Raw genomic sequence first — 16,908 nt, forward strand, 5'->3', positions numbered from 1 at the left:
TGGCACGGCCGTCGGGGGAACCGTGCCACCTCCTCGAGCAGCCGACTGTCTCACCAGTGCTCCCGGTTCCTCTCCTGCTCCACGACGTCCTCGCGGTCGGCGAGGCGGGCGAGCCCGGCGAGAGGCTGCTTCATCCGGTGGTTGGCGCGGATGCGCGACTCCACCCGGTCGAGGAAGGCCCAGTACCCCGCGGTGAACGGACACGCGTCCTCCCCGAGCCGGACCCGTGGGTTGAAGGCGCAGGACCCGCAGTGGTCGGTCATCCGGTTGAGGTAGGCGCCGCCGGCCGCGTAGGGCTTGGTGGCCACGATGCCGCCGTCGGCATGCTGGCTCATCCCCACGACGTTGGCCGGCATGACCCACTCCGTGCCGTCGACGAAGGCATCGGTGAACCAGCGGGTCAGCTCGACCGGGTCGTGCCCGCGCTGCAGCGAGAAGTTGCCGAGCACCATCAGGCGCTGGATGTGGTGCAGCCAGCCGCCCTCCCCCAGGCGTCCCAGTGCGTGGGAGAGGCAGGCGGCCTCCACGTCCTCGCCGTCCAGGGCCCAGTACGCAGCGGGAAGGGGTTCATGGGCGTCGAGGTGGTTGTTCGAGGTCGTGTAGTCCGGACCGAGGTGCCAGTACAGGTGCCAGACCCACTCGCGCCATCCGATGACCTGACGCACCATCCCCTCGACGCTCGCGATCGGGGCCTCGTCGCGCTCGTGCGCCGTCACGACGGCCTCGACCACCTCTCGAGGGTGCAGCAGGCCCAGGTTCATCGGGACGCTCAGCAGAGAGTGCGCCATCGTCGGGTCCTCGGTGAGGACGGCGTCCTCGTGCGGGCCGAACGCAGGCAGCCGGTGGGCCACGAAGTCCTGGAGCGCCTCCAGCGCCTCGGTGCGGGTGGCGGCGAAGGCGCGAGGGCCGTCCCGGCCCAGGAACTCGACTCCGTCGGCGGCCATCGTGTCGAGGTCGGCGCGGACCTGCTCGTCGATCTCGTCCTCTTGCGGTTGCCACGGCGCGGGGAGGCCAAGGGTGGAGTGCCCCTTGGGGGCCGGCTCGCGGTTGTCGTGGTCGAAGTTCCAGCGGCCGCCGGCCGGGTCGTCGGGTCCCTTCATCAGGATGCCCTCGCGAGCGCGCACCTCGCGGTAGAAGTCCTGCATCACGAGTCGTCGGCGCCCGTCCACCCAGCCGGCGAAGTCCTGCTCCGACGTCACGAAGCCCCGACTGGGCAGCACCGACCAGCCGAGCTCGTCTGCCAGCTCCCGCGCGGCCCACGACGTCGGACCGACGGCCTCCAGAGGGCCCTTGTCCTGCAGCGCCTCGCGGAAGGACTCCGCCCGGTGCACCGGCACGTCCAGCTCGGCCGCGCGGTGCCGGATGGCTGAGAGGAAGAGGTGCGCACGCTGGCGGTGGATCGGCCGACGGGTCAGCTCGTCGGCGGCCTCCACGAGGACGACGTCCTCTGCGTCATCGGTGAAGTGCGGGCCCAGCTGGTCACCGAAGAGCATCCTGGCCATGGGTCGACGCTAGTACCAGCGGAACGCACGGCAAGCCGACGCATGGTCGGGCCGGGCGGACGACGTCACGCGGCGTCCGGGGGGCCGAACAGGCCGACGGCGTTGTGCCACAGGACGTCGCGCAGCCAGTCGTCACCGAGCTCGAGGCGCTGCAGCACCTCCACCTGGTGCGCGTAGGCATAGGGGATGTTCGGGAAGTCCGTGCCGAACAGGATGCGTGGGCGCAGGTCACGCAGGCGTGGGACGAGGGACGGGTCGTGCGGCACGTCGAAGAAGTCGACGAAGGCCATCGTCGTGTCCAGCCGCAGCTCCTCGTGCCGGTCGGCCAGGTCCAAGAACTCGTGGTACTCCGGCATCCCGAGGTGGGCGATGACCAGGCGCAGGCCGGGAAACCGTTCGAGGACACGGGCCACGCCGCCCGGGCCGGTGTGGGCCCCGGGAGCCGGACCGGACCCGGCATGGATCACGATCGGGGTCCCGCTCTCGGCCAGCGTCCCCCAGACCGGGTCAAGCAGCGGGTCGTCGGCGGCGAAGTCACCCACCTGCAGGTGGGCCTTGAACACCTCGACTCCGCCCGAGACGAGGTCGGCGACGTAGTCGGCAGCCTCGGGCTCGGGGAAGAACGTGGCCGACCACAGGGCGTCCGGCGTCCGCGCCGCGAAGTCACGCGTCCAGTCGTTCATGAACGTCGCGACACCCGGGCGGTGCGCGTAGGACAGCGCAGAGAACGTGCGCACCCCCATCGACCTCAGGTGGGCGACCCGCTCGTCGTCACTGCCCCGGTAGGTGATGGGCCACGGTCGGCCGAGCTTCGGCCCGGCAGCATCGAAGTAGGCCCACACCTTGGCCAGCACGCGAGGGTGCATGAAGTGCACGTGGACGTCGAAGAGCCCGGACAGGCCGAGCCCGTCGACCACCCCGGGCAGCTCATCGTCGGCGAGCACTCAGCGGATGCCCTTGAGCCGGCGACCGATCTCGCGCTGGGCCTCGGACTTGGCCTGCCGCTCGGCGATCGCATGCCGCTTGTCGTACTGCTTCTTGCCGCGTGCGAGGGCGATCTCGACCTTGGCCCGCCCGTCGGCGAAGTACAGCGCCAGCGGGATGATCGTCAGGCCCTTGGCCTGCGTACGCTGCTCGATCTTGTCGATCTCGTGGCGATTGAGCAGCATCTTGCGACGTCGCCGGGTCTCGTGGTTGGTCCACGTCCCCTGGCTGTACTCGGGGATGTGGACGCCGATGAGCCACGCCTCGCCGTTGTCGATGTCACCGAAGCCGTCCGTCAGGGATGCGCGACCAGCACGCAACGACTTGACCTCGGTCCCCGTGAGCACCAGCCCGGCCTCGAACGTGGACTCGATCTGATAGTCGTAGCGCGCCTTCTTGTTCTGCGCAATCATCCTGCGCCCGGTCTCCTTGGGCATGTGCCCCAGTCTGACAGATCAGTCAGCAGGCGGGACCTCAGTCACCCACCGCGGCCACGACGGCCGGGTCGGCGCACCCTCGGGCGAAGCCGGCGATGCGTCGATCGATGTCGCGCTGCAGCACCAACACGCCGATGCGCTCGGCCAGTGGCGCCAACCATGCCGGCCGACAACGGAAGCTGTACCGCCACGTGGCGATCGAGCGTGCGGCGTCGTCCGGGTGCGGGACGAAGCGCCAGCCAGCGGCGAAGCTCTCGAAGAACCACGGCCCCTCGACCATCGTCATCCCGACGTTGGTCGGCGGGTTGTACGAGACGTACTCGCTCACCATCGTCAACAGGCGGCTGCGGTGCCGGGTCCAGGTCCGGACGCCCTTGGCCGGGGCCTCGCCGAACAGCTCCTGGCGGGCGATGAACCGGTCCCAGCGCAGGCGCGTCTCACCGGTCGTCTGGGAGACCGCGAAGGCGGTGGCTGCGTCGACCGGCAGCGGCACCGACGACTCGACGACGGGCACGGTTGCTCAGAGCCAGCCCATGGGGTTGGTCGTGCCTCCGTTGGCGATCACCATGAAGTGCAGGTGGCAGCCGGTGGAGTAGCCCGTCGTGCCGACGTAGCCGATGACCTCGCCGCGGCTCACCCGCGCCCCGGCGCTCTTGGCGTAGCGCGAGAGGTGGTTGTACGTCGTGGCGACGCCCTGACCACGCATCACGCCGTGGTTGATGACGACGCGGTTGCCGTAGCCCGCGTTGTAGTACTGCTCGCTGATCGTGCCGTTGGCGGCCGCGCGGATGGGGGTGCCGCAGGGCGAGCCCCAGTCGGTGCCGTCGTGCAGCTTGTTGACGCCGGTGATCGGGTGGACGCGCATCCCGTAGGACGAGGTGATGGGACCGTTGACGGGGTAGGACAGCGACGAGCCGCCGCCACCGCCGCCTCCTCCACCGCCACCGGAGGACGAACCGCCTCCGCCGCCGCCACCACCGCCACCGCCGCCGCGGTTGGCGCGGCGGCGCTGCTCGCGCAGCTCCTTCTCAGCCAGTGCGGCCAGTCGGGAGTTCAGGCTGTCGCGCTCGCTCTCGTAGGTCTGCAGCGTCTTGGCGTCGGCCTGGCGGATGCGGTCGGCCTTCCCGCTCGCGCTCCGGCGGGCCTGGACCAGCTCGGTGACCTCGGCGGCCTGGGCCTCGGCCGCGGCCTCCAGCTCCTGCTTCTGCACGAGGTTGGCGGCTGCGGCCTCACGGGCGACGGCCACCTCGTCGCGGAGCTCCTTGACCTCGTCGCGGTTGAGCTTGAGCATCACGCGCGCAGCGGCGAGCTTCTGCATCGTGGAGACCTGCGAGTCGCTCACGGAGTCGTTCAGGCTCACCTGCTCGGTGAAGTCCGAGGGATCAGCGCCGGAGAGCAGCTCGGCGAAGGTGCGCATCCCACGGTCGCCCTCCTGCAGGGACTCGACCGTGAACTGCTCCACCTCGGTCTCGGACCGGCGCAGGCGGGACTCGCCGCGCTTGAGCCGGGTGACGGCCTTGTCCAGCTCAGCCTCGCTGCGGTCCAGCTCCGCCTGCATCCGGACGTCCTCGGCCGCGGCGACGGCGAGCTGGCCACGGGTCTCCCCCAGGGTGGACTCGGCCTTGTCGAGGCTCGCCTGGGCCTTGTCGAGTGCGGCTGAGGCCTCCGCGAAAGCCTTGCTGGACTGGTCGTAGCTCTTCTGCGCACCGTCGATCTCGCCACTCACGCCTCGGCGCTCACGCTCCAGCTCGTCGCGCGAGTCGGCGAAGACGGGGTGCGTGAAGGCAGTCACGAGCGTGACGGTGATGACTGCGGCGAGTGCCGCCTTGCGAGAGCTGAGAGCCATGTCCTCGACCTGTGGGGGAAGGCCTCCGGTGGTTCCGAAGGTGTCGATGTGACGGGTGGTACTGGTGTGACTCTAGTTGCTAGGGCTCAAACGTCAAGGTACTTGCGCGTCATCACCAGCGTCGGGATGAGCGCCAGCAGCACCGCCAGGCCCGTGGTGTAACCCATCACGAGGATCGCGTCCTGCCACCTGATCCACGTCGTGAGTTGGTCCAGCGTCGAGCGCAGGTACCCGTAGACGACCACGTACATGAACGCCGCGACCCCGAGCGCGGCCAGCGCTGCGGAGATGAGCGCGGCCAGGAGCGACTCCAGCAGGAAGGGCAGCTGGATGTGCCAGCTCGAGGCGCCCACCAGGCGCATGATGCCGATCTCGCGACGTCGGGCGTAGGCCGTCATCCGGATCGTGTTCGACACCTGCAAGATGGCGGCGACCACGAGCAGCAGCGACGTCGTGAGCGCCACCCAGCGCATGTTGTCCAGGATCTCGAACAACGGGCCCAGCAGCTCGCGCAGCGAGTTCACGCTGCCGACCCCGTCCATCCCGGAGACCTGGCTGACGACGCCGTCGAACTCCTGCGGGTCCTCCAGCGTGACGTAGTAGCTCTCGGGGAAGGAGTCCGGGCCGACCGTCTCGAGCTGCTGGCGACCGGACTCGGACTGGCCCAGCACCTCCTCGGCACGCTCGAAGTTGTCCGCCGGCGTGCGGACGTCGAAGCCCTTGACCTCGGGGTTGGTGTCCAACGCCTCCTGGACGGCACTCGCCTGCTCCTCGGTCACCGCTCCCCCGACGCAGGTGGCGGCCGGTGAGTTCTCGGTGCAGAGGTTGACCTGCAGCTGCAGGCGGTCGCCGAAGTACTGCTCGGTCCGCTCGGCCTGGCTCTGCATGAGCAGGCCGATCGCGGCGAGAAGCAGGGAGACGGTCATCGTGACGATCAGGGAGATCGTCATGGAGGTGTTGCGCGACAGGCTCGCGCGCAGCTCGCTCAGGGTGGTTCGCATGGGAGAAGTCCTCAGGACTGGTAGCCGTAGATGCCGCGGGCCTCGTCGCGCACGACCGCGCCGTCGACGAGCTCGATGACGCGCTTGCGCATCTGGTCGACGATCGAGGAGTCGTGCGTGGCCATCACGACGGTGGTGTCGGTGCGGTTGATCCGGTCGAGCAGCTTCATGATGCCGACGCTGGTGGTGGGGTCGAGGTTGCCGGTGGGCTCGTCGGCGATCAGGATCATCGGTCGGTTGACGAAGGCGCGGGCGATCGCGACGCGCTGCTGCTCACCGCCGGAGAGCTCATCGGGCATCCGGTGCGACTTGCCCTCCAGCCCGACCATCTCCAGCGTCTCGGGGACGAGGGTGGCGATGTCCTGGCGTGACCTGCCGATCACCTCCAGCGCGAAGGCGACGTTCTCGTGGACGGTCTTGTTGGGCAGCAGCCGGAAGTCCTGGAAGACGGTGCCGACCTGGCGGCGGAGCTTGGGGACCTTCCAGCTGGAGAGCTTGTTGATCTCCTTGCCGGCCACGTGGACGCGCCCCGTGGTGGGTCGGGTCTCGCGCAGCACGAGCCGCAGGAAGGTGGACTTGCCGGAACCGGAGGCGCCGACGAGGAACACGAACTCGCCCTTGGCGACCTCGAGATCCACCGACTCCAGCGCGGGCCGCTTCTGTCCAGGATAGGTCTTGGTGACCTTGTCGAAACGAATCACTCGGTCGAGTCTAGGCAGACGACCACACGTTGTTGCGGACCCACGCTCAGCGGACGCTGTCCTGGGGCTCAGCAGACCGTGTCCTTCGGACGGGGCACCCCCAGCCCGAAGTACGGTCGCAGACGCAGACCGACCCACGTCCCGGCCAGCGCCACCACGGCCCAGACCCAGCCGGAGACGCTCCCCGTCGTGATGCCACCGAGGTAGGCGCCGATGTTGCAACCGTTGGCGAGCCGCGCGCCGACGCCCAGCAGGATGCCTCCGACGAAGGCCGCCGCGGTCTCCCGGCCTCGGAAGCGGTGCCTGAGCGAGTAGACCCCTGCAGCGGTGGCGGCTGCCGCGGCGCCGATGATGATGCCGAGGTTGGTCAGGGTGTTCTTGTCCGACAGCAGAGGACCGGACAGCTGCGCCGCCGCGTCGGGCTGTCGCCAGTACGTCCACGTCTCCGGGTGCATGCCGAGAAGCTGGAGCAGCTTGGCGCCCCACAGGGCGAAGGCATTCGTGATCCCCCAGATGCCGCCCGAGACCCAGAGCACGCCGACGGCCAGGACGCCCAGCACCACGGCTCCGACGAGCATCGGCCAGGACCCTCGCAGGAGCCGCGCCCACCCCTGCGCACTCGGCGGACGGCCGGTGGGCGGGGGGTTGCGACGGCCTTGATGGGCTCTCGAGGCCGCGGCGATGCCGAGCAGCACGAGGATGGTCACCGCCCACGCACCGCCGAACCCGACGTGGTCCTGCAGCAGGATCGGGTCCCACGCGGGCAGGTCGTCCACGAGGTCGTACTGCCAGGTGTAGAGCACCGACCCGACGATGAAGCCTGCGAGCGTGACGAGGATGCTGGTCTGACCCGAGCCGACGGCGAAGAGCGTCCCGGACGCGCACGCACCGCCCAGCTGCATCCCGACGCCGAAGAGGAACGACCCCAGCAGCAGCCCGAGCCCCAGCGGCCCGGCGGCCGGGGTCGGCGTGGAGCCGAACAGGCCGGCGCCCGTCGCGAGCACCAGCAGGCCGAGGGTCGCGGCCGTCCCGAGCAGCAGCGCGTGCGCCCGGACACTGGCCCCGTTGCCGACCGCGACCAGCTGCCGCCAGCCGGAGGTGAACCCGAACCTCGCGTGGAAGAGCGCGACACCCAGGCCCAGCCCGAGCGCGAGCAGCACGGCCTGCTGTGCCCCGTGCCGTGAGGCGACCCACCAGAGCAGGCCGAGGGCAAGGGCGCCCGCGACCACGGTCGGCAGGACCTGCACGGGTGGCGCCGGCGGGGACTCCGGAGCGGGACCGGACGTCCGGGCGGGAGACAAGATGCTCATCCATCGACCGTAGGCACGATGCACCCGGTCGCCGCACCGTGCTCACATCACGGACGCGCCCGTGGCCGAACCTGTCCGGGGCCGCTGGCAGACTCCCCGGCATGAGCACCCCGGACCACAAGGACACGCTCCTTCGCCACCTCCACGTCGGCCGCGACGCGCTGCGCTGGAAGCTCGAAGGGCTCCCCGAGCTGGACGCTCGGCGCCCGCTCACCCCCACTGGGCTGAGCCTGCTCGGCCTCGCGCACCACGTCGCGGTCTGCGCGGCCGGCTACTTCGGCGAGACGTTCGACCGGTCGTTCATCGAGCCGCTGCCGGACGTCGAGACGGACCCGCACGCGGACTTCGTCGTGCCGGCCGAGGTGAGCCTGGCGGGCGCCCTCGGCTTCGTCGATCGCGCGTGGGCCCACGCCGACGCCACGATCGAGGCACTCCCGCTCGATGCACCCGGCCGCGTGCCCTGGTGGTCGGGGCCGCGCAGCGAGGTCACGCTCGAGCAGATCCTGGTCCACATGATCGCCGAGACGCATCGTCATGCCGGCCACGCGGACGTCCTGCGAGAGGGGCTCGACGGCCTGGCCGGCGTCCGGCCGGATGCGGACAACCTGCCCGAGAGCATGGACTGGCCCGCCCACGTGGCGCGAGCCCAGGGGGTCGCGGAGGACGCGGCCCGCCGGGCCGGGGAGGCCTGAGCCGGCCCTGCTCAGCCGTTCTGGGAGGGGCCGGGCCGCGAGGCAGCGGTGCGTCCTGTCGCGGCGAGGAGGACCTCCTCGGCCGTGCCTCGCACCACCTCCGGCCCGGAACCCAGGGCGACGTCGACGTCCGTGGCCTCGAAGCGCTGGGCCGCGAGGTCCGTGCCGAACCCCTTGACGTGGGACTGGTCCATCGCGCCGAGCACCACGGCGATGCGCTGGGGCGGCGACACCGTGGGCAGGCCGAGAGCGCGGGTGATGTCGAGGCCATGGATGACGTCGTGACTGAGCGCGCTGTGCTCGGTGCCGCCCGGCGGCTGCCAGCGGGTGTCGACGTTGGCTCGCAGCGTGGCCACCAGCTCAGGACGCCCGCGATCGGCGTCGCGACGGGCCTGGCGGTCCGCAGCGCGGTCGAAGCTGAAGCGGGCCCGCGCGAGCAGGAGCAGCAGCCGCGGCACCGAGACGGTGAACGGCATCACGAGGTGCGCGGCCACCTCCTGGACCCGCCATCCGTCGCACAGCGACGGCGCCTCCCACTGCGCGTCGGTCAGGCCCTCCAGGAGATGGACGAGGTCGCGCCGCTGCGCCGACGTCATCGCCTGGACGTCATCGGTCATGCCGAGTCCGCCTCCACACCACGACGCCAGCGGATGCCGGCCTCGATGAAGTCGTCGATCTCGCCGTCCAGGACGGACTGGGTGTTGCCGGACTCGAGCTCGGTGCGCAGGTCCTTGACCAGCTGGTAGGGGTTGAGCACGTAGTTGCGCATCTGGTCGCCCCAGGAGGCCTGCACGTCGCCGCGCAGCTCGTCGAGCTCGGCCCGCTCCTCGGCCTTCTTGAGCGCGAGGAGCTTGGCCTTGAGGATCACCATCGCGCTGGCCTTGTTCTGCAGCTGGCTCTTCTCGTTCTGGCAGCTGACCACCACGCCGGTGGGCACGTGCGTCAGACGGACGGCCGAGTCCGTCGTGTTGACGCTCTGGCCGCCGGGACCGCTGGAACGGTAGACGTCGACGCGGATCTCCTCCTCGGGGATGTCCACCTCGTCGGTCTGCTCGAGCACGGGCACGACCTCGACGGCTGCGAAGGAGGTCTGGCGACGGCCCTGGTTGTCGAACGGGGAGATGCGCACCAGGCGGTGGGTGCCGGACTCCACCGAGAGGGTGCCGTAGGCGTAGGGGGCCCTGACGGCGAAGGTGGCGGACTTGATGCCGGCGCCCTCGGCCCAGGACGTGTCGTAGATGTCGACGACGTACTTGTGCCGCTCGGCCCAGCGGACGTACATCCGCTGCAGCATCTCGGCGAAGTCGGTGGCGTCGTCGCCGCCGGCACCGGAGCGGATGGTGACGATGGCGTCACGCTCGTCGTACTCACCGGAGAGCAGCGTGCGGACCTCCAGGCGCTCGATGGCCGTCCGGAGCCTGCCGATCTCGGTCTCCGCCTCGGTGATCGAGTCGGCGTCGCCCTCCTCCTGCGCGAGCTCCACGAGGACCTCGACGTCGTCGAGCCGCTGGCGCAGCCCCTCGATGCGCTCGAGCTCGGACTGCAGTGCGGACAGCCGGCCGGTGACGCGCTGGGCGTTGGCCTGGTCGTCCCACAGGTCGGGGGCTCCCACCTGGTCCTGCAGGTCGTCGACCTCGACGCGCATCGCGCCCAGGTCGAGCACCTTCTCGACGGACGCGAGCGTGGCGCCGAGCTCCTTCAGCTGAACGGGAAAATCGGTCGTGGCCACCTGGTCAGGCTACCTGCCACCCGCCAGTCCAACTCCCGCACGGGTGCTCGCCCCCGAGACGGCTGTGCCTGCGGCGCGTCACCTCGTCCGGGGTCACCGTGGGCGACGGCTTCGAGCCCTCAGACGCTCTTGCGCCTGAACTCCTTGACCTCGATGGGCTTGTCGGACCCGTGCGACTTCTCGCTCGTGTCGTGCTCGACCCCGTCGGCGGTGGCGTGGTGACGCTCGTGCTTCTTCTCCAGAGCCTCACGGAACTTTCGCTTGACGTCCTCGTCGCTGCTGCTGTTCTCGTCCATGCCTCACCGTACGCCGTGTGATGTGATCAGGCCGTGACCTGCCTGTTCTGTGCCGTCGTCGCCGGCGACTCCCCTGCCCACCGCGTGCTCGAGGAGGAGCACGTCGTGGGGTTCCTCGACGTGCGCCCCGTGTTCAAGGGTCACGTCCTGCTGGTGCCTCGCCAGCACGTCGACACGCTGCCGGACCTGCCGACCGACCTCGTGCAGCCGCTGTTCTCCACCACGCAGAGGGTGGCCACTGCCGTCACCGAGGCGTTCGACGCACAGGGCACGTTCGTGGCGATGAACAACGTCGTCTCCCAGAGCGTGCCGCACCTGCACGTCCACGTCGTTCCGCGCACCAAGGGCGACGGGCTGCGAGGTTTCTTCTGGCCACGCACCAAGTACGGCGACGACGCGGATGCCGCCGGGCACGCCGCCCGTCTGCGCACGATCCTCGAGGAAGGGACATGAGATGACGAAGGCAACCGTGGGGCCCGCCGCCCGCCTGGAGGGGGTGCGCGTCAGTGGACCGACCGCCGTCGCCGCGCTCGCGCTCGGCGCGACGGCAGTCAGCGCACTGGCGATCGGTGCCGTGGCGATCGGACGGCTGGCCGTCGGACGCCTCACCGTTCGTTCGCTGCAGGCAGACGAGGTGGACATCGGCGTGCTCCGCGTGGGCCGCGTCGAGGTGGACGGCCAGGTGTGGCCGCCGCCGGCACCTCGAACCGACGGGCCCTGACGCCGACGAGCACGTCCGGCCCTGGCGAGTCAGGGCGTCGCGGACCACGCCGTCGCGACGCGCGCGACCTGCGCGGTGTAGTCGGCGCTGTCGTTGTAGCTCCTGACCGCAGCGACCCACGCCTGCGGCTCGCGCAGGTCCGTGCTGTCGGCGCACAGGTAGCGTGCGGCGGCCAGCACGGCGTCGTCGACGCTCTGCGGATTCTCGACCCCGTCGCCGTCGCCGTCCGCTGCATGCTGCGCCCACGTGGAGGGGATGAACTGCATCGGTCCGACGGCCCTGTCCCACAGTGGGTCACCGTCGAGCCCACCCTCGTCGGTGTCGGCGATGCGGGCGGTGCCCTGCGTGCCGTCGAGCGCGATGCCGATGACCTCCGGGGTGGCCCTGCCGGCCTCGTCCAGCACCGCACCGTCGATCGTGCCGTGCTCGGACTCCACCTGGCCGATCGCGGCGAGGGTGTTCCACCCGAGACCGCAGCCCGGCTGCTCCTCGGAAAGCTGCAGCGACGCACCGGCGTAGGCCGCCAGCGCCCGCTCGCCGATCCCGGTGCTTTGACCCACCCTGGCCACCCACTCGGGGTCGGCGAGCGCAGAGATGGCGGCATCACCGGGCGCAGCCTGCTCGTCACCGGTCTCCGGCGCGGCAGCCGGCGGGGCCGCGGCGGGCGGCTCCGCGACAGCCTGCTCCGCTGCCGGGGAGAGCTGCCAGCCCGCCACGGCGATAAACCCGAGGCCCAGGACCATCAGTGCGACCGCCACCACCGCGAGGCTGCGACGAGGGGCGCTCACGGCGCTTCCGCCCGTCCCACCACGCTGCACGCCCGAGCCGCCCGGCGCCGCGGGAGCACGCACCCATCCAGCGACGGGTGCTGGCGCTGACAGGTCATGGGGCCTCGAACCATGGGCGGGAAGATCATCGCGTCAAGCCTAGGGAGGTCGAGCCTTGTGAGGCGGGGGCACGTCGCTGTCGGCAGGGAGCAGCACCGCCCCGAGGACTCACTGGAGCTGACGCAGGGAGGAGGTGGCCTCGGACACCACGGTCGTGCTGGACGTCCACCCGGGCGGCGCCAGGGCGAGCCCGATCTGCCGGTCCAGGCGGACCGTGACCCGGTCGTCGTCCACCACCACGTCGACGGCACGTGCGTCACGTCCGGCCAAGTACGCCCCCACGAGCCGGCGAGCCTCCCCGGCATCGAGCTCGACGCGTTGGTCGGTGTAGAAGCCGGCCTCATCGAGCCCGTCGGCGGCAGTCAGGGCAGCGCCGTCGGCCAGGTTGTTCAGCTCCTGCTTCTGCAGGAAGGCGGCCGAGGCGTTGACCACGACCACCACCAGCAGGCCGATCACGACAAGGAACCCGATGGTCGTCACGCTGATGCTGCCGCTCTCGCGCCGGGTCATCGACCCTCCCGGAACGTCCCGTACGGCTCGCGGTGCTCGCTGTCCACCGAGATGCCCCCGAGCTGATCACCCAGGGCGCTCGGCGTCAGCGGCAGCGGCTGCACGGCACGGACGGTCACCAGCACCGAGGAACCCGGCTGCAGGCAGTCGGCCGGGGTCGGGTGGCATCGGATCGCGACGTCGGCCTGCACGTCGTGGTCGGCCAGGGCGACGTCCGCAGCGAGCCTGGCCCGCTGTTCGGCCGTGGTCAGGTCGGGCGCGAGCAGATAGGCCCGTGCGGCCGCCTTTCCGGCGACCGAGACCCCGTAGGCAGCACGCTGTGTCTCGAAGACCGCGAGCAACAGGTAGACGAACGGCACCAGCAGGATCAGCGTGACCCAGACGAACTCCACCGACGCCGAGCCGCCCTGTCGTCTCACGGCTCGACCTCCCGGATGGCCCGGCCCCGTGCTTCCAGGGGGACCGCGGGGCCGAACAAGCCCAGCGCCGGCACCTCGGCCCGGATGCGCACGAGCACGGCGGGGCTGCCACCGACATCGGTGCTCTGGACCCTGATGTCCCCGGCGTAGCGATCGGCGAGCGTCGTGCGCACGAGGTCGCGGGCCCGGTCGGCGGCGTCCTCGGGTCGGGCCTCCAGCGGCGCGGCCGCCCTCGCCCCGTCGGAGGCAGCCGCAGTCAGGGTGTTCCGGACGTGCAGGACGAGCCCGAGCTGGATGATGCCGAGCACCAGCGGGACCAGCAGCATCATGACGAGCACGTAGTCGACGACGGCCGACCCGCGCTCCCCGCGAGTCATCAGCCGCCGACGGCCGACAGCGCGCTCTCGAGCATGGATCTCAGCTGCGGCCCGGCGACGGCGGTCAGGATGGCGACCAGGCCGGCGGACATCACCGTGATCATCACCCACCCCGGTACGTCGCCGCGCTCGTCGCGAGCTCGCGTCATGGCGGTCGTCGAAGGTCTCATCGTCGTCTCACTCATCCTGTCGTCATCGTCAGTCCGATGTATCCGGGGAAGAAGGCGAAGATCACGGTCACGGGGAGAATCAAGAAGACCACCGGGAGCATCATCGCGATCTCCTTGCGCCCACCGGCCTCGATGAGCTGGCGACGCGCCGTCTCCCGGACGTCACGGGCCTGGGCGTGCAGGACGTCCACGAGCGGGGTCCCACGCTCCACCGCGACGGCCAAGCCCTCGCTGAACCTGGCGATGCTCGGGACGCCGGTGCGCGAGGCGAGCCGCACGAACGCCTCCGCCACAGGGGTCCCGGTGCGGATGTCGGCCAGGACACGGCCGAGGTCGTCGGAGAGGTCGCCGCGGCACACCCTCAGCACGCGCTCCAGGCCCGCGACGGGGCTCTCGCCGGCAGCCACCGCGAGCGCGAGCAGGTCCGCCACCACCGGGAACTCCTCCGCAGCGCGCTCCTCGTGCCGCCGCACCCGCGCGCCGAGGTGGTTGTCGCACGCGAGCGCTCCAGCGACGAAGCCGGCGAAGCAGAACGCCAGCAGGGCGACGACGTCCGTGCGCGTCGTCGACCACACCACGACGCTCGTGATGGAGCAGACGGTGAAGCCGAGCACGCCCCAGACCACCTGTCGCAGTCGGAAGTCCTCGACGTTGCCCTCGATGCCCAAGCGATCCAGCCGGCGCTGGACGCTCACAGCACCGCCCAGCACGTCACCGAGCCTCGCGGCGAGACGCCGCACGATCACGTCGACGACGGCGCCAGCCGCCCCGGGGACGGGCACGACAGCGGCGGGATGGACGTCGCGCACGTACGGCAGGACGCGCGACTCCAGGCTGGGACGGCGACCACGACGCCATCCGGAGACAAGCAGGAGCACACCGACACCCAGGCTCCCGCCGAGCACCGCGCCGGTCATGCGGACACCTCCGTGGAAAAGGCACGGTACGAAGGTGCCCGCATGAGGCGCCAACTGTTCACTCGCTGGGGGTACCACCCTGCACGCAGCGAAGCGGAGTGCTTGGGGGAGCGCTCGCTCATGCCAGCACCCTGCGCTCGGCCGGTAGCCGGCCGAGCCACATCATCAATCGATACGCCACCAGGCAGACCACTGCCCCGGCCGACAGGACCAGGGCACCGGTGCCACTCGCGTACCTGTCGACGACGTCGCGCTGCAGGCTCATCGCGAGGAGCACGACCCACGGGGCCGCCACCGCGAGGCGCGCTGCGTTGACCGTCCACGACTGGCGTGCCTCGAGCTCGCTGCGGGTGCGCAGGTCCTCGCGCAGGAAGGTGGACAGGGAGCGCAGCATCCTCCCCAGGTCACCGCCCCCGACGTCCCTCGCGATGCGCAACGCCTCCACCACGCGGTCCCCGGTGGGATCGGCCAAGCGTTGCTTCAGCAGCTCCAGTGCCGTGTCGAAGCGTCCGGTGGCCTGGTAGTCCCGGCCGAACGCCTCGAACGGCCCGCGGAGCCCCTCCGGCCCACGCTCCCCCAGCTGCACGAGCGACTCCGGCAGGGACAAGCCGGCGCGGACGGCGGAGGCGAGGTTGTCGACCGCGTCCGGCCACAGCTCGGCGTTCTCGCAGAGCCGACGCTCTGCCCTGCGCCTCAGGACCCCGACGGGCACCGCCGCGCCCATCAGCCCGAATGCCAGAGCGACCGTGGCGACGCCGGAGACGACGAGCATCACGAGGCTCGCCACGAGGAACGATCCGGCACACAGCCCGACGACCGTGCGCAGGGGCACGTCGGGGAGACCGAGGCGCGCCAGCACGACGGACCGAGCCGGTCGAGAGCGTTCGCGCCGCGGCGGCGGTTCCACGGCCATCCACCACAGCACCAGCAGCAGCCCGCTCCCCATCAGCAGCCCGACGACGACGCTCATCGATGCCTCCCCGCGGCGTCGGGGCCGAGCTCCAGGACGTGGTCGAGGTCGATGCCGGCCTGCTGGAAGGCGTCGCGACGAACGGGGATGCCATGGCCCCGCCGCAGCGTCCCCGCCTCGAGCACGAACACCGGGTCGCCCTCCACGAGGCCGTTCTCCACCCGTCCTGTGACCGCAAGGATCTCGCGGACCGTGCGTACTCCGGACGCGTCGATGCCGGTGTGCACGACGAGGTCGACCGACCCTGCGACCGTGGGGACGACGAAGCCGGCGCCGATGTTCTCGCCCGCAAGCAACGGCAGGGTGCAGAGCTTCACCAGCGCCTGTCGGGCCGAGCTGGCGTGGATGCTCGCCATGCCGGGGAGCCCTGCGTTGAGCGCCAGCAGCATGTCCAGGCACTCCGCCGCACGCACCTCCCCGATGACGATGCGGCTCGGCCGCATCCGCAGGGCCTCCTTGACCAAGGACCGGAGCGGGATCTCCCCCGTGCCCTCCAGCCCGGCCTGTCTGGTCTGAAGGGCCACCCAGTCGGGGTGACCACACTGCAGCTCGAAGACCTCCTCGGCACTCACCAGCCGTTGGGACCCGGGGATGGCCGCGCACAGGCAGTTCAACAGGGTCGTCTTGCCGGCCTGCGTCCCACCGGAGACGACGACGTTGAGCCCGGCCTTGACGCTCGCGTCCAGGAACGTGGCCGAAGCCTCGTCCAGAGTGCCCAGGGCGACGAGGTCGGCCAGGCTGTGCGCGCGGGCCACGAACTTCCTGATGTTGACGGCCGCGAACCCCCTGCTGATCCCCTCGAGCACCACGTGCAGACGGTGGCCGCCGGGAAGCATCGCGTCGACGAACGGCTGGGAGATGTCCAACCGTCGTCCCGACGTGGACAGCATCCGTTCGACCAGCTCGCGCACCTGACCGGTCGTCAGGATGACCGAGGTCAGCTCCGGCCGACCGTGTCTGGCCACGAAGACCCGGTCCGGCTGGTTGATCCAGATCTCCTCGACCTCTGGGTCATCCAGGAACGGCTGCAGTGGACCGAACCCCGACACGTCGGCCACGATCTGACCGACCACACGGTCGGGCTCGTCCAGCGAACGCACCACCCCGGTCAGGCTGCGCCGCTCGTGCTCGGCCACCACGTCCAGAGCCACCTGCCGCACCGCATCGGCCTCACGCTGGGGGTCGATGCGACGCTGGCGCACCACGTCGCGCACCTGCTCGGACAGGCTCGAGCCCGTCACGGTGCCGCTAGTCGAGTCCATCTCGACGCCTTCCCCCGAAAGCTCAACGATTGCCCGGCATCCTGCCGCAAACTCCACGTCAGCGGAACCCCGACACCGCAACCCTGTGGAAAATCGGGACGGTCGCACCACCCGCCCGAGATCGCGACGAGCCCGCGCCGGGTGAGCCGCGACGAGGCCCGGCCCGGCCGAGCGCCC

At 70.8% G+C, this 16,908-nt stretch carries 22 protein-coding genes; 3 read left to right on the forward strand and 19 right to left on the reverse strand.

Going from position 1 to position 16,908, the window contains the following annotated elements:
* Nucleotides 1–50 precede the first annotated feature (50 nt).
* The 8 genes from ACHAAC_RS11945 to ACHAAC_RS11980 all read right to left on the reverse strand — a co-directional run bounded on the left by ACHAAC_RS11945 (nucleotide 51) and on the right by ACHAAC_RS11980 (nucleotide 7,781).
* Complete coding sequence (locus ACHAAC_RS11945) at nucleotides 51–1,502, reverse strand: cryptochrome/photolyase family protein (RefSeq protein ID WP_435716463.1); 1,452 nt, start codon at nucleotides 1,500–1,502, stop codon at nucleotides 51–53.
* 65 nt (nucleotides 1,503–1,567) lie between these two features.
* Nucleotides 1,568–2,446, reverse strand: a complete 879-nt coding sequence (locus tag ACHAAC_RS11950) for an amidohydrolase family protein (protein ID WP_435716464.1) — start codon at nucleotides 2,444–2,446, stop codon at nucleotides 1,568–1,570.
* Complete coding sequence (gene smpB / locus ACHAAC_RS11955) at nucleotides 2,447–2,923, reverse strand: SsrA-binding protein SmpB (RefSeq protein WP_435716465.1); 477 nt, start codon at nucleotides 2,921–2,923, stop codon at nucleotides 2,447–2,449. It lies immediately after the preceding gene.
* A 37-nt stretch (nucleotides 2,924–2,960) separates the two neighbouring features.
* Nucleotides 2,961–3,437 carry an SRPBCC family protein gene (locus ACHAAC_RS11960; protein ID WP_435716466.1) on the reverse strand — a complete coding sequence of 159 codons (477 nt, stop codon included), beginning with the start codon at nucleotides 3,435–3,437 and terminating at the stop codon, nucleotides 2,961–2,963.
* Between the two features lie 6 nt (nucleotides 3,438–3,443).
* Nucleotides 3,444–4,769, reverse strand: coding sequence for a peptidoglycan DD-metalloendopeptidase family protein (locus ACHAAC_RS11965; protein WP_435716467.1), 1,326 nt, complete (start codon nucleotides 4,767–4,769; stop codon nucleotides 3,444–3,446).
* Between the two features lie 86 nt (nucleotides 4,770–4,855).
* Nucleotides 4,856–5,770: a permease-like cell division protein FtsX gene (gene ftsX, locus ACHAAC_RS11970; protein WP_435716468.1), complete on the reverse strand. Its 915-nt coding sequence runs from the start codon at nucleotides 5,768–5,770 to the stop codon at nucleotides 4,856–4,858.
* An 11-nt stretch (nucleotides 5,771–5,781) separates the two neighbouring features.
* Nucleotides 5,782–6,471: a cell division ATP-binding protein FtsE gene (gene ftsE, locus ACHAAC_RS11975; RefSeq protein WP_435716469.1), complete on the reverse strand. Its 690-nt coding sequence runs from the start codon at nucleotides 6,469–6,471 to the stop codon at nucleotides 5,782–5,784.
* 68 nt (nucleotides 6,472–6,539) lie between these two features.
* Nucleotides 6,540–7,781, reverse strand: coding sequence for a YeeE/YedE family protein (locus tag ACHAAC_RS11980; RefSeq protein WP_435716470.1), 1,242 nt, complete (start codon nucleotides 7,779–7,781; stop codon nucleotides 6,540–6,542).
* A gap of 101 nt (nucleotides 7,782–7,882) precedes the next feature.
* Between ACHAAC_RS11980 and ACHAAC_RS11985 the strand changes: the two genes are divergently transcribed.
* Nucleotides 7,883–8,473, forward strand: coding sequence for a DinB family protein (locus ACHAAC_RS11985; protein ID WP_435716471.1), 591 nt, complete (start codon nucleotides 7,883–7,885; stop codon nucleotides 8,471–8,473).
* Nucleotides 8,474–8,484: 11 nt separating this feature from the next.
* Here the strand turns inward: ACHAAC_RS11985 and ACHAAC_RS11990 are convergent, their stop codons facing one another.
* The 3 genes from ACHAAC_RS11990 to ACHAAC_RS12000 all read right to left on the reverse strand — a co-directional run bounded on the left by ACHAAC_RS11990 (nucleotide 8,485) and on the right by ACHAAC_RS12000 (nucleotide 10,498).
* Nucleotides 8,485–9,090, reverse strand: a complete 606-nt coding sequence (locus ACHAAC_RS11990) for a maleylpyruvate isomerase family mycothiol-dependent enzyme (protein WP_435716472.1) — start codon at nucleotides 9,088–9,090, stop codon at nucleotides 8,485–8,487.
* Entirely contained in the window at nucleotides 9,087–10,202 is a 1,116-nt protein-coding gene (gene prfB / locus ACHAAC_RS11995; RefSeq protein ID WP_435716473.1) for a peptide chain release factor 2, read from the reverse strand. The genes ACHAAC_RS11990 and prfB overlap by 4 nt, the downstream gene beginning before the upstream one ends.
* Before the next feature lie 119 nt (nucleotides 10,203–10,321).
* Nucleotides 10,322–10,498 carry a DUF5302 domain-containing protein gene (locus tag ACHAAC_RS12000; RefSeq protein WP_435716474.1) on the reverse strand — a complete coding sequence of 59 codons (177 nt, stop codon included), beginning with the start codon at nucleotides 10,496–10,498 and terminating at the stop codon, nucleotides 10,322–10,324.
* 33 nt (nucleotides 10,499–10,531) lie between these two features.
* On the opposite strand from ACHAAC_RS12000, the gene ACHAAC_RS12005 reads away from it, so the two are divergent.
* Both ACHAAC_RS12005 and ACHAAC_RS12010 read left to right on the forward strand, forming a co-directional pair.
* Nucleotides 10,532–10,951: an HIT family protein gene (locus tag ACHAAC_RS12005; RefSeq protein ID WP_435716475.1), complete on the forward strand. Its 420-nt coding sequence runs from the start codon at nucleotides 10,532–10,534 to the stop codon at nucleotides 10,949–10,951.
* 1 nt (nucleotide 10,952) lies between these two features.
* Nucleotides 10,953–11,219, forward strand: a complete 267-nt coding sequence (locus ACHAAC_RS12010) for a hypothetical protein (RefSeq protein ID WP_435716476.1) — start codon at nucleotides 10,953–10,955, stop codon at nucleotides 11,217–11,219.
* A gap of 29 nt (nucleotides 11,220–11,248) precedes the next feature.
* On the opposite strand, the gene ACHAAC_RS12015 is transcribed toward ACHAAC_RS12010, so the two are convergent.
* From ACHAAC_RS12015 to ACHAAC_RS12050, 8 genes are all read right to left on the reverse strand, one after another.
* Complete coding sequence (locus ACHAAC_RS12015) at nucleotides 11,249–12,007, reverse strand: lytic transglycosylase domain-containing protein (protein ID WP_435716477.1); 759 nt, start codon at nucleotides 12,005–12,007, stop codon at nucleotides 11,249–11,251.
* A 207-nt stretch (nucleotides 12,008–12,214) separates the two neighbouring features.
* A complete protein-coding gene (locus ACHAAC_RS12020) occupies nucleotides 12,215–12,616 on the reverse strand; it encodes a pilus assembly protein TadG-related protein (RefSeq protein WP_435716478.1) in 402 nt (133 codons plus the stop codon).
* The gene (locus tag ACHAAC_RS12025) at nucleotides 12,613–13,035 is read right to left on the reverse strand and encodes a TadE/TadG family type IV pilus assembly protein (RefSeq protein WP_435716479.1); all 423 of its coding nucleotides are present in this window, start codon (nucleotides 13,033–13,035) and stop codon (nucleotides 12,613–12,615) included. Before ACHAAC_RS12025 ends, ACHAAC_RS12020 begins: the two co-directional genes overlap by 4 nt.
* On the reverse strand, nucleotides 13,032–13,412 hold the full coding sequence (locus tag ACHAAC_RS12030) for a TadE family protein (protein ID WP_435716480.1): 381 nt from the start codon (nucleotides 13,410–13,412) through the stop codon (nucleotides 13,032–13,034). Before ACHAAC_RS12030 ends, ACHAAC_RS12025 begins: the two co-directional genes overlap by 4 nt.
* A complete protein-coding gene (locus ACHAAC_RS12035) occupies nucleotides 13,412–13,561 on the reverse strand; it encodes a hypothetical protein (RefSeq protein ID WP_435716481.1) in 150 nt (49 codons plus the stop codon). Before ACHAAC_RS12035 ends, ACHAAC_RS12030 begins: the two co-directional genes overlap by 1 nt.
* A 32-nt stretch (nucleotides 13,562–13,593) precedes the next feature.
* A complete protein-coding gene (locus tag ACHAAC_RS12040) occupies nucleotides 13,594–14,499 on the reverse strand; it encodes a type II secretion system F family protein (RefSeq protein WP_435716482.1) in 906 nt (301 codons plus the stop codon).
* 118 nt (nucleotides 14,500–14,617) lie between these two features.
* Nucleotides 14,618–15,469, reverse strand: a complete 852-nt coding sequence (locus ACHAAC_RS12045) for a type II secretion system F family protein (protein WP_435716483.1) — start codon at nucleotides 15,467–15,469, stop codon at nucleotides 14,618–14,620.
* A complete protein-coding gene (locus tag ACHAAC_RS12050; RefSeq protein WP_435716484.1) occupies nucleotides 15,466–16,731 on the reverse strand; it encodes a CpaF family protein in 1,266 nt (421 codons plus the stop codon). The genes ACHAAC_RS12045 and ACHAAC_RS12050 overlap by 4 nt, the downstream gene beginning before the upstream one ends.
* Between the last annotated feature and the right edge of the window lie 177 nt (nucleotides 16,732–16,908).

The sequence above is a fragment of the Aeromicrobium sp. CF4.19 genome, assembly GCF_051262555.1.
Lineage (GTDB): Bacteria > Actinomycetota > Actinomycetes > Propionibacteriales > Nocardioidaceae > Aeromicrobium.

Bases quoted from the DNA above. Each gene is read 5' to 3' on its own strand.
- ACHAAC_RS11945 (WP_435716463.1), bottom strand. From the start codon at position 1,502: ATGGCCAGGATGCTCTTCGGTGACCAGCTGGGCCCGCACTTCACCGAT.
- smpB (WP_435716465.1), bottom strand. From the start codon at position 2,923: ATGCCCAAGGAGACCGGGCGCAGGATGATTGCGCAGAACAAGAAGGCG.
- ACHAAC_RS11965 (WP_435716467.1), bottom strand. From the start codon at position 4,769: ATGGCTCTCAGCTCTCGCAAGGCGGCACTCGCCGCAGTCATCACCGTC.
- ftsX (WP_435716468.1), bottom strand. From the start codon at position 5,770: ATGCGAACCACCCTGAGCGAGCTGCGCGCGAGCCTGTCGCGCAACACC.
- ACHAAC_RS11980 (WP_435716470.1), bottom strand. From the start codon at position 7,781: ATGAGCATCTTGTCTCCCGCCCGGACGTCCGGTCCCGCTCCGGAGTCC.
- ACHAAC_RS11985 (WP_435716471.1), top strand. From the start codon at position 7,883: ATGAGCACCCCGGACCACAAGGACACGCTCCTTCGCCACCTCCACGTC.
- ACHAAC_RS11990 (WP_435716472.1), bottom strand. From the start codon at position 9,090: ATGACCGATGACGTCCAGGCGATGACGTCGGCGCAGCGGCGCGACCTC.
- ACHAAC_RS12000 (WP_435716474.1), bottom strand. From the start codon at position 10,498: ATGGACGAGAACAGCAGCAGCGACGAGGACGTCAAGCGAAAGTTCCGT.
- ACHAAC_RS12010 (WP_435716476.1), top strand. From the start codon at position 10,953: ATGACGAAGGCAACCGTGGGGCCCGCCGCCCGCCTGGAGGGGGTGCGC.
- ACHAAC_RS12020 (WP_435716478.1), bottom strand. From the start codon at position 12,616: ATGACCCGGCGCGAGAGCGGCAGCATCAGCGTGACGACCATCGGGTTC.
- ACHAAC_RS12030 (WP_435716480.1), bottom strand. From the start codon at position 13,412: ATGACTCGCGGGGAGCGCGGGTCGGCCGTCGTCGACTACGTGCTCGTC.
- ACHAAC_RS12035 (WP_435716481.1), bottom strand. From the start codon at position 13,561: ATGACGCGAGCTCGCGACGAGCGCGGCGACGTACCGGGGTGGGTGATG.
- ACHAAC_RS12040 (WP_435716482.1), bottom strand. From the start codon at position 14,499: ATGACCGGCGCGGTGCTCGGCGGGAGCCTGGGTGTCGGTGTGCTCCTG.
- ACHAAC_RS12045 (WP_435716483.1), bottom strand. From the start codon at position 15,469: ATGAGCGTCGTCGTCGGGCTGCTGATGGGGAGCGGGCTGCTGCTGGTG.
- ACHAAC_RS12050 (WP_435716484.1), bottom strand. From the start codon at position 16,731: ATGGACTCGACTAGCGGCACCGTGACGGGCTCGAGCCTGTCCGAGCAG.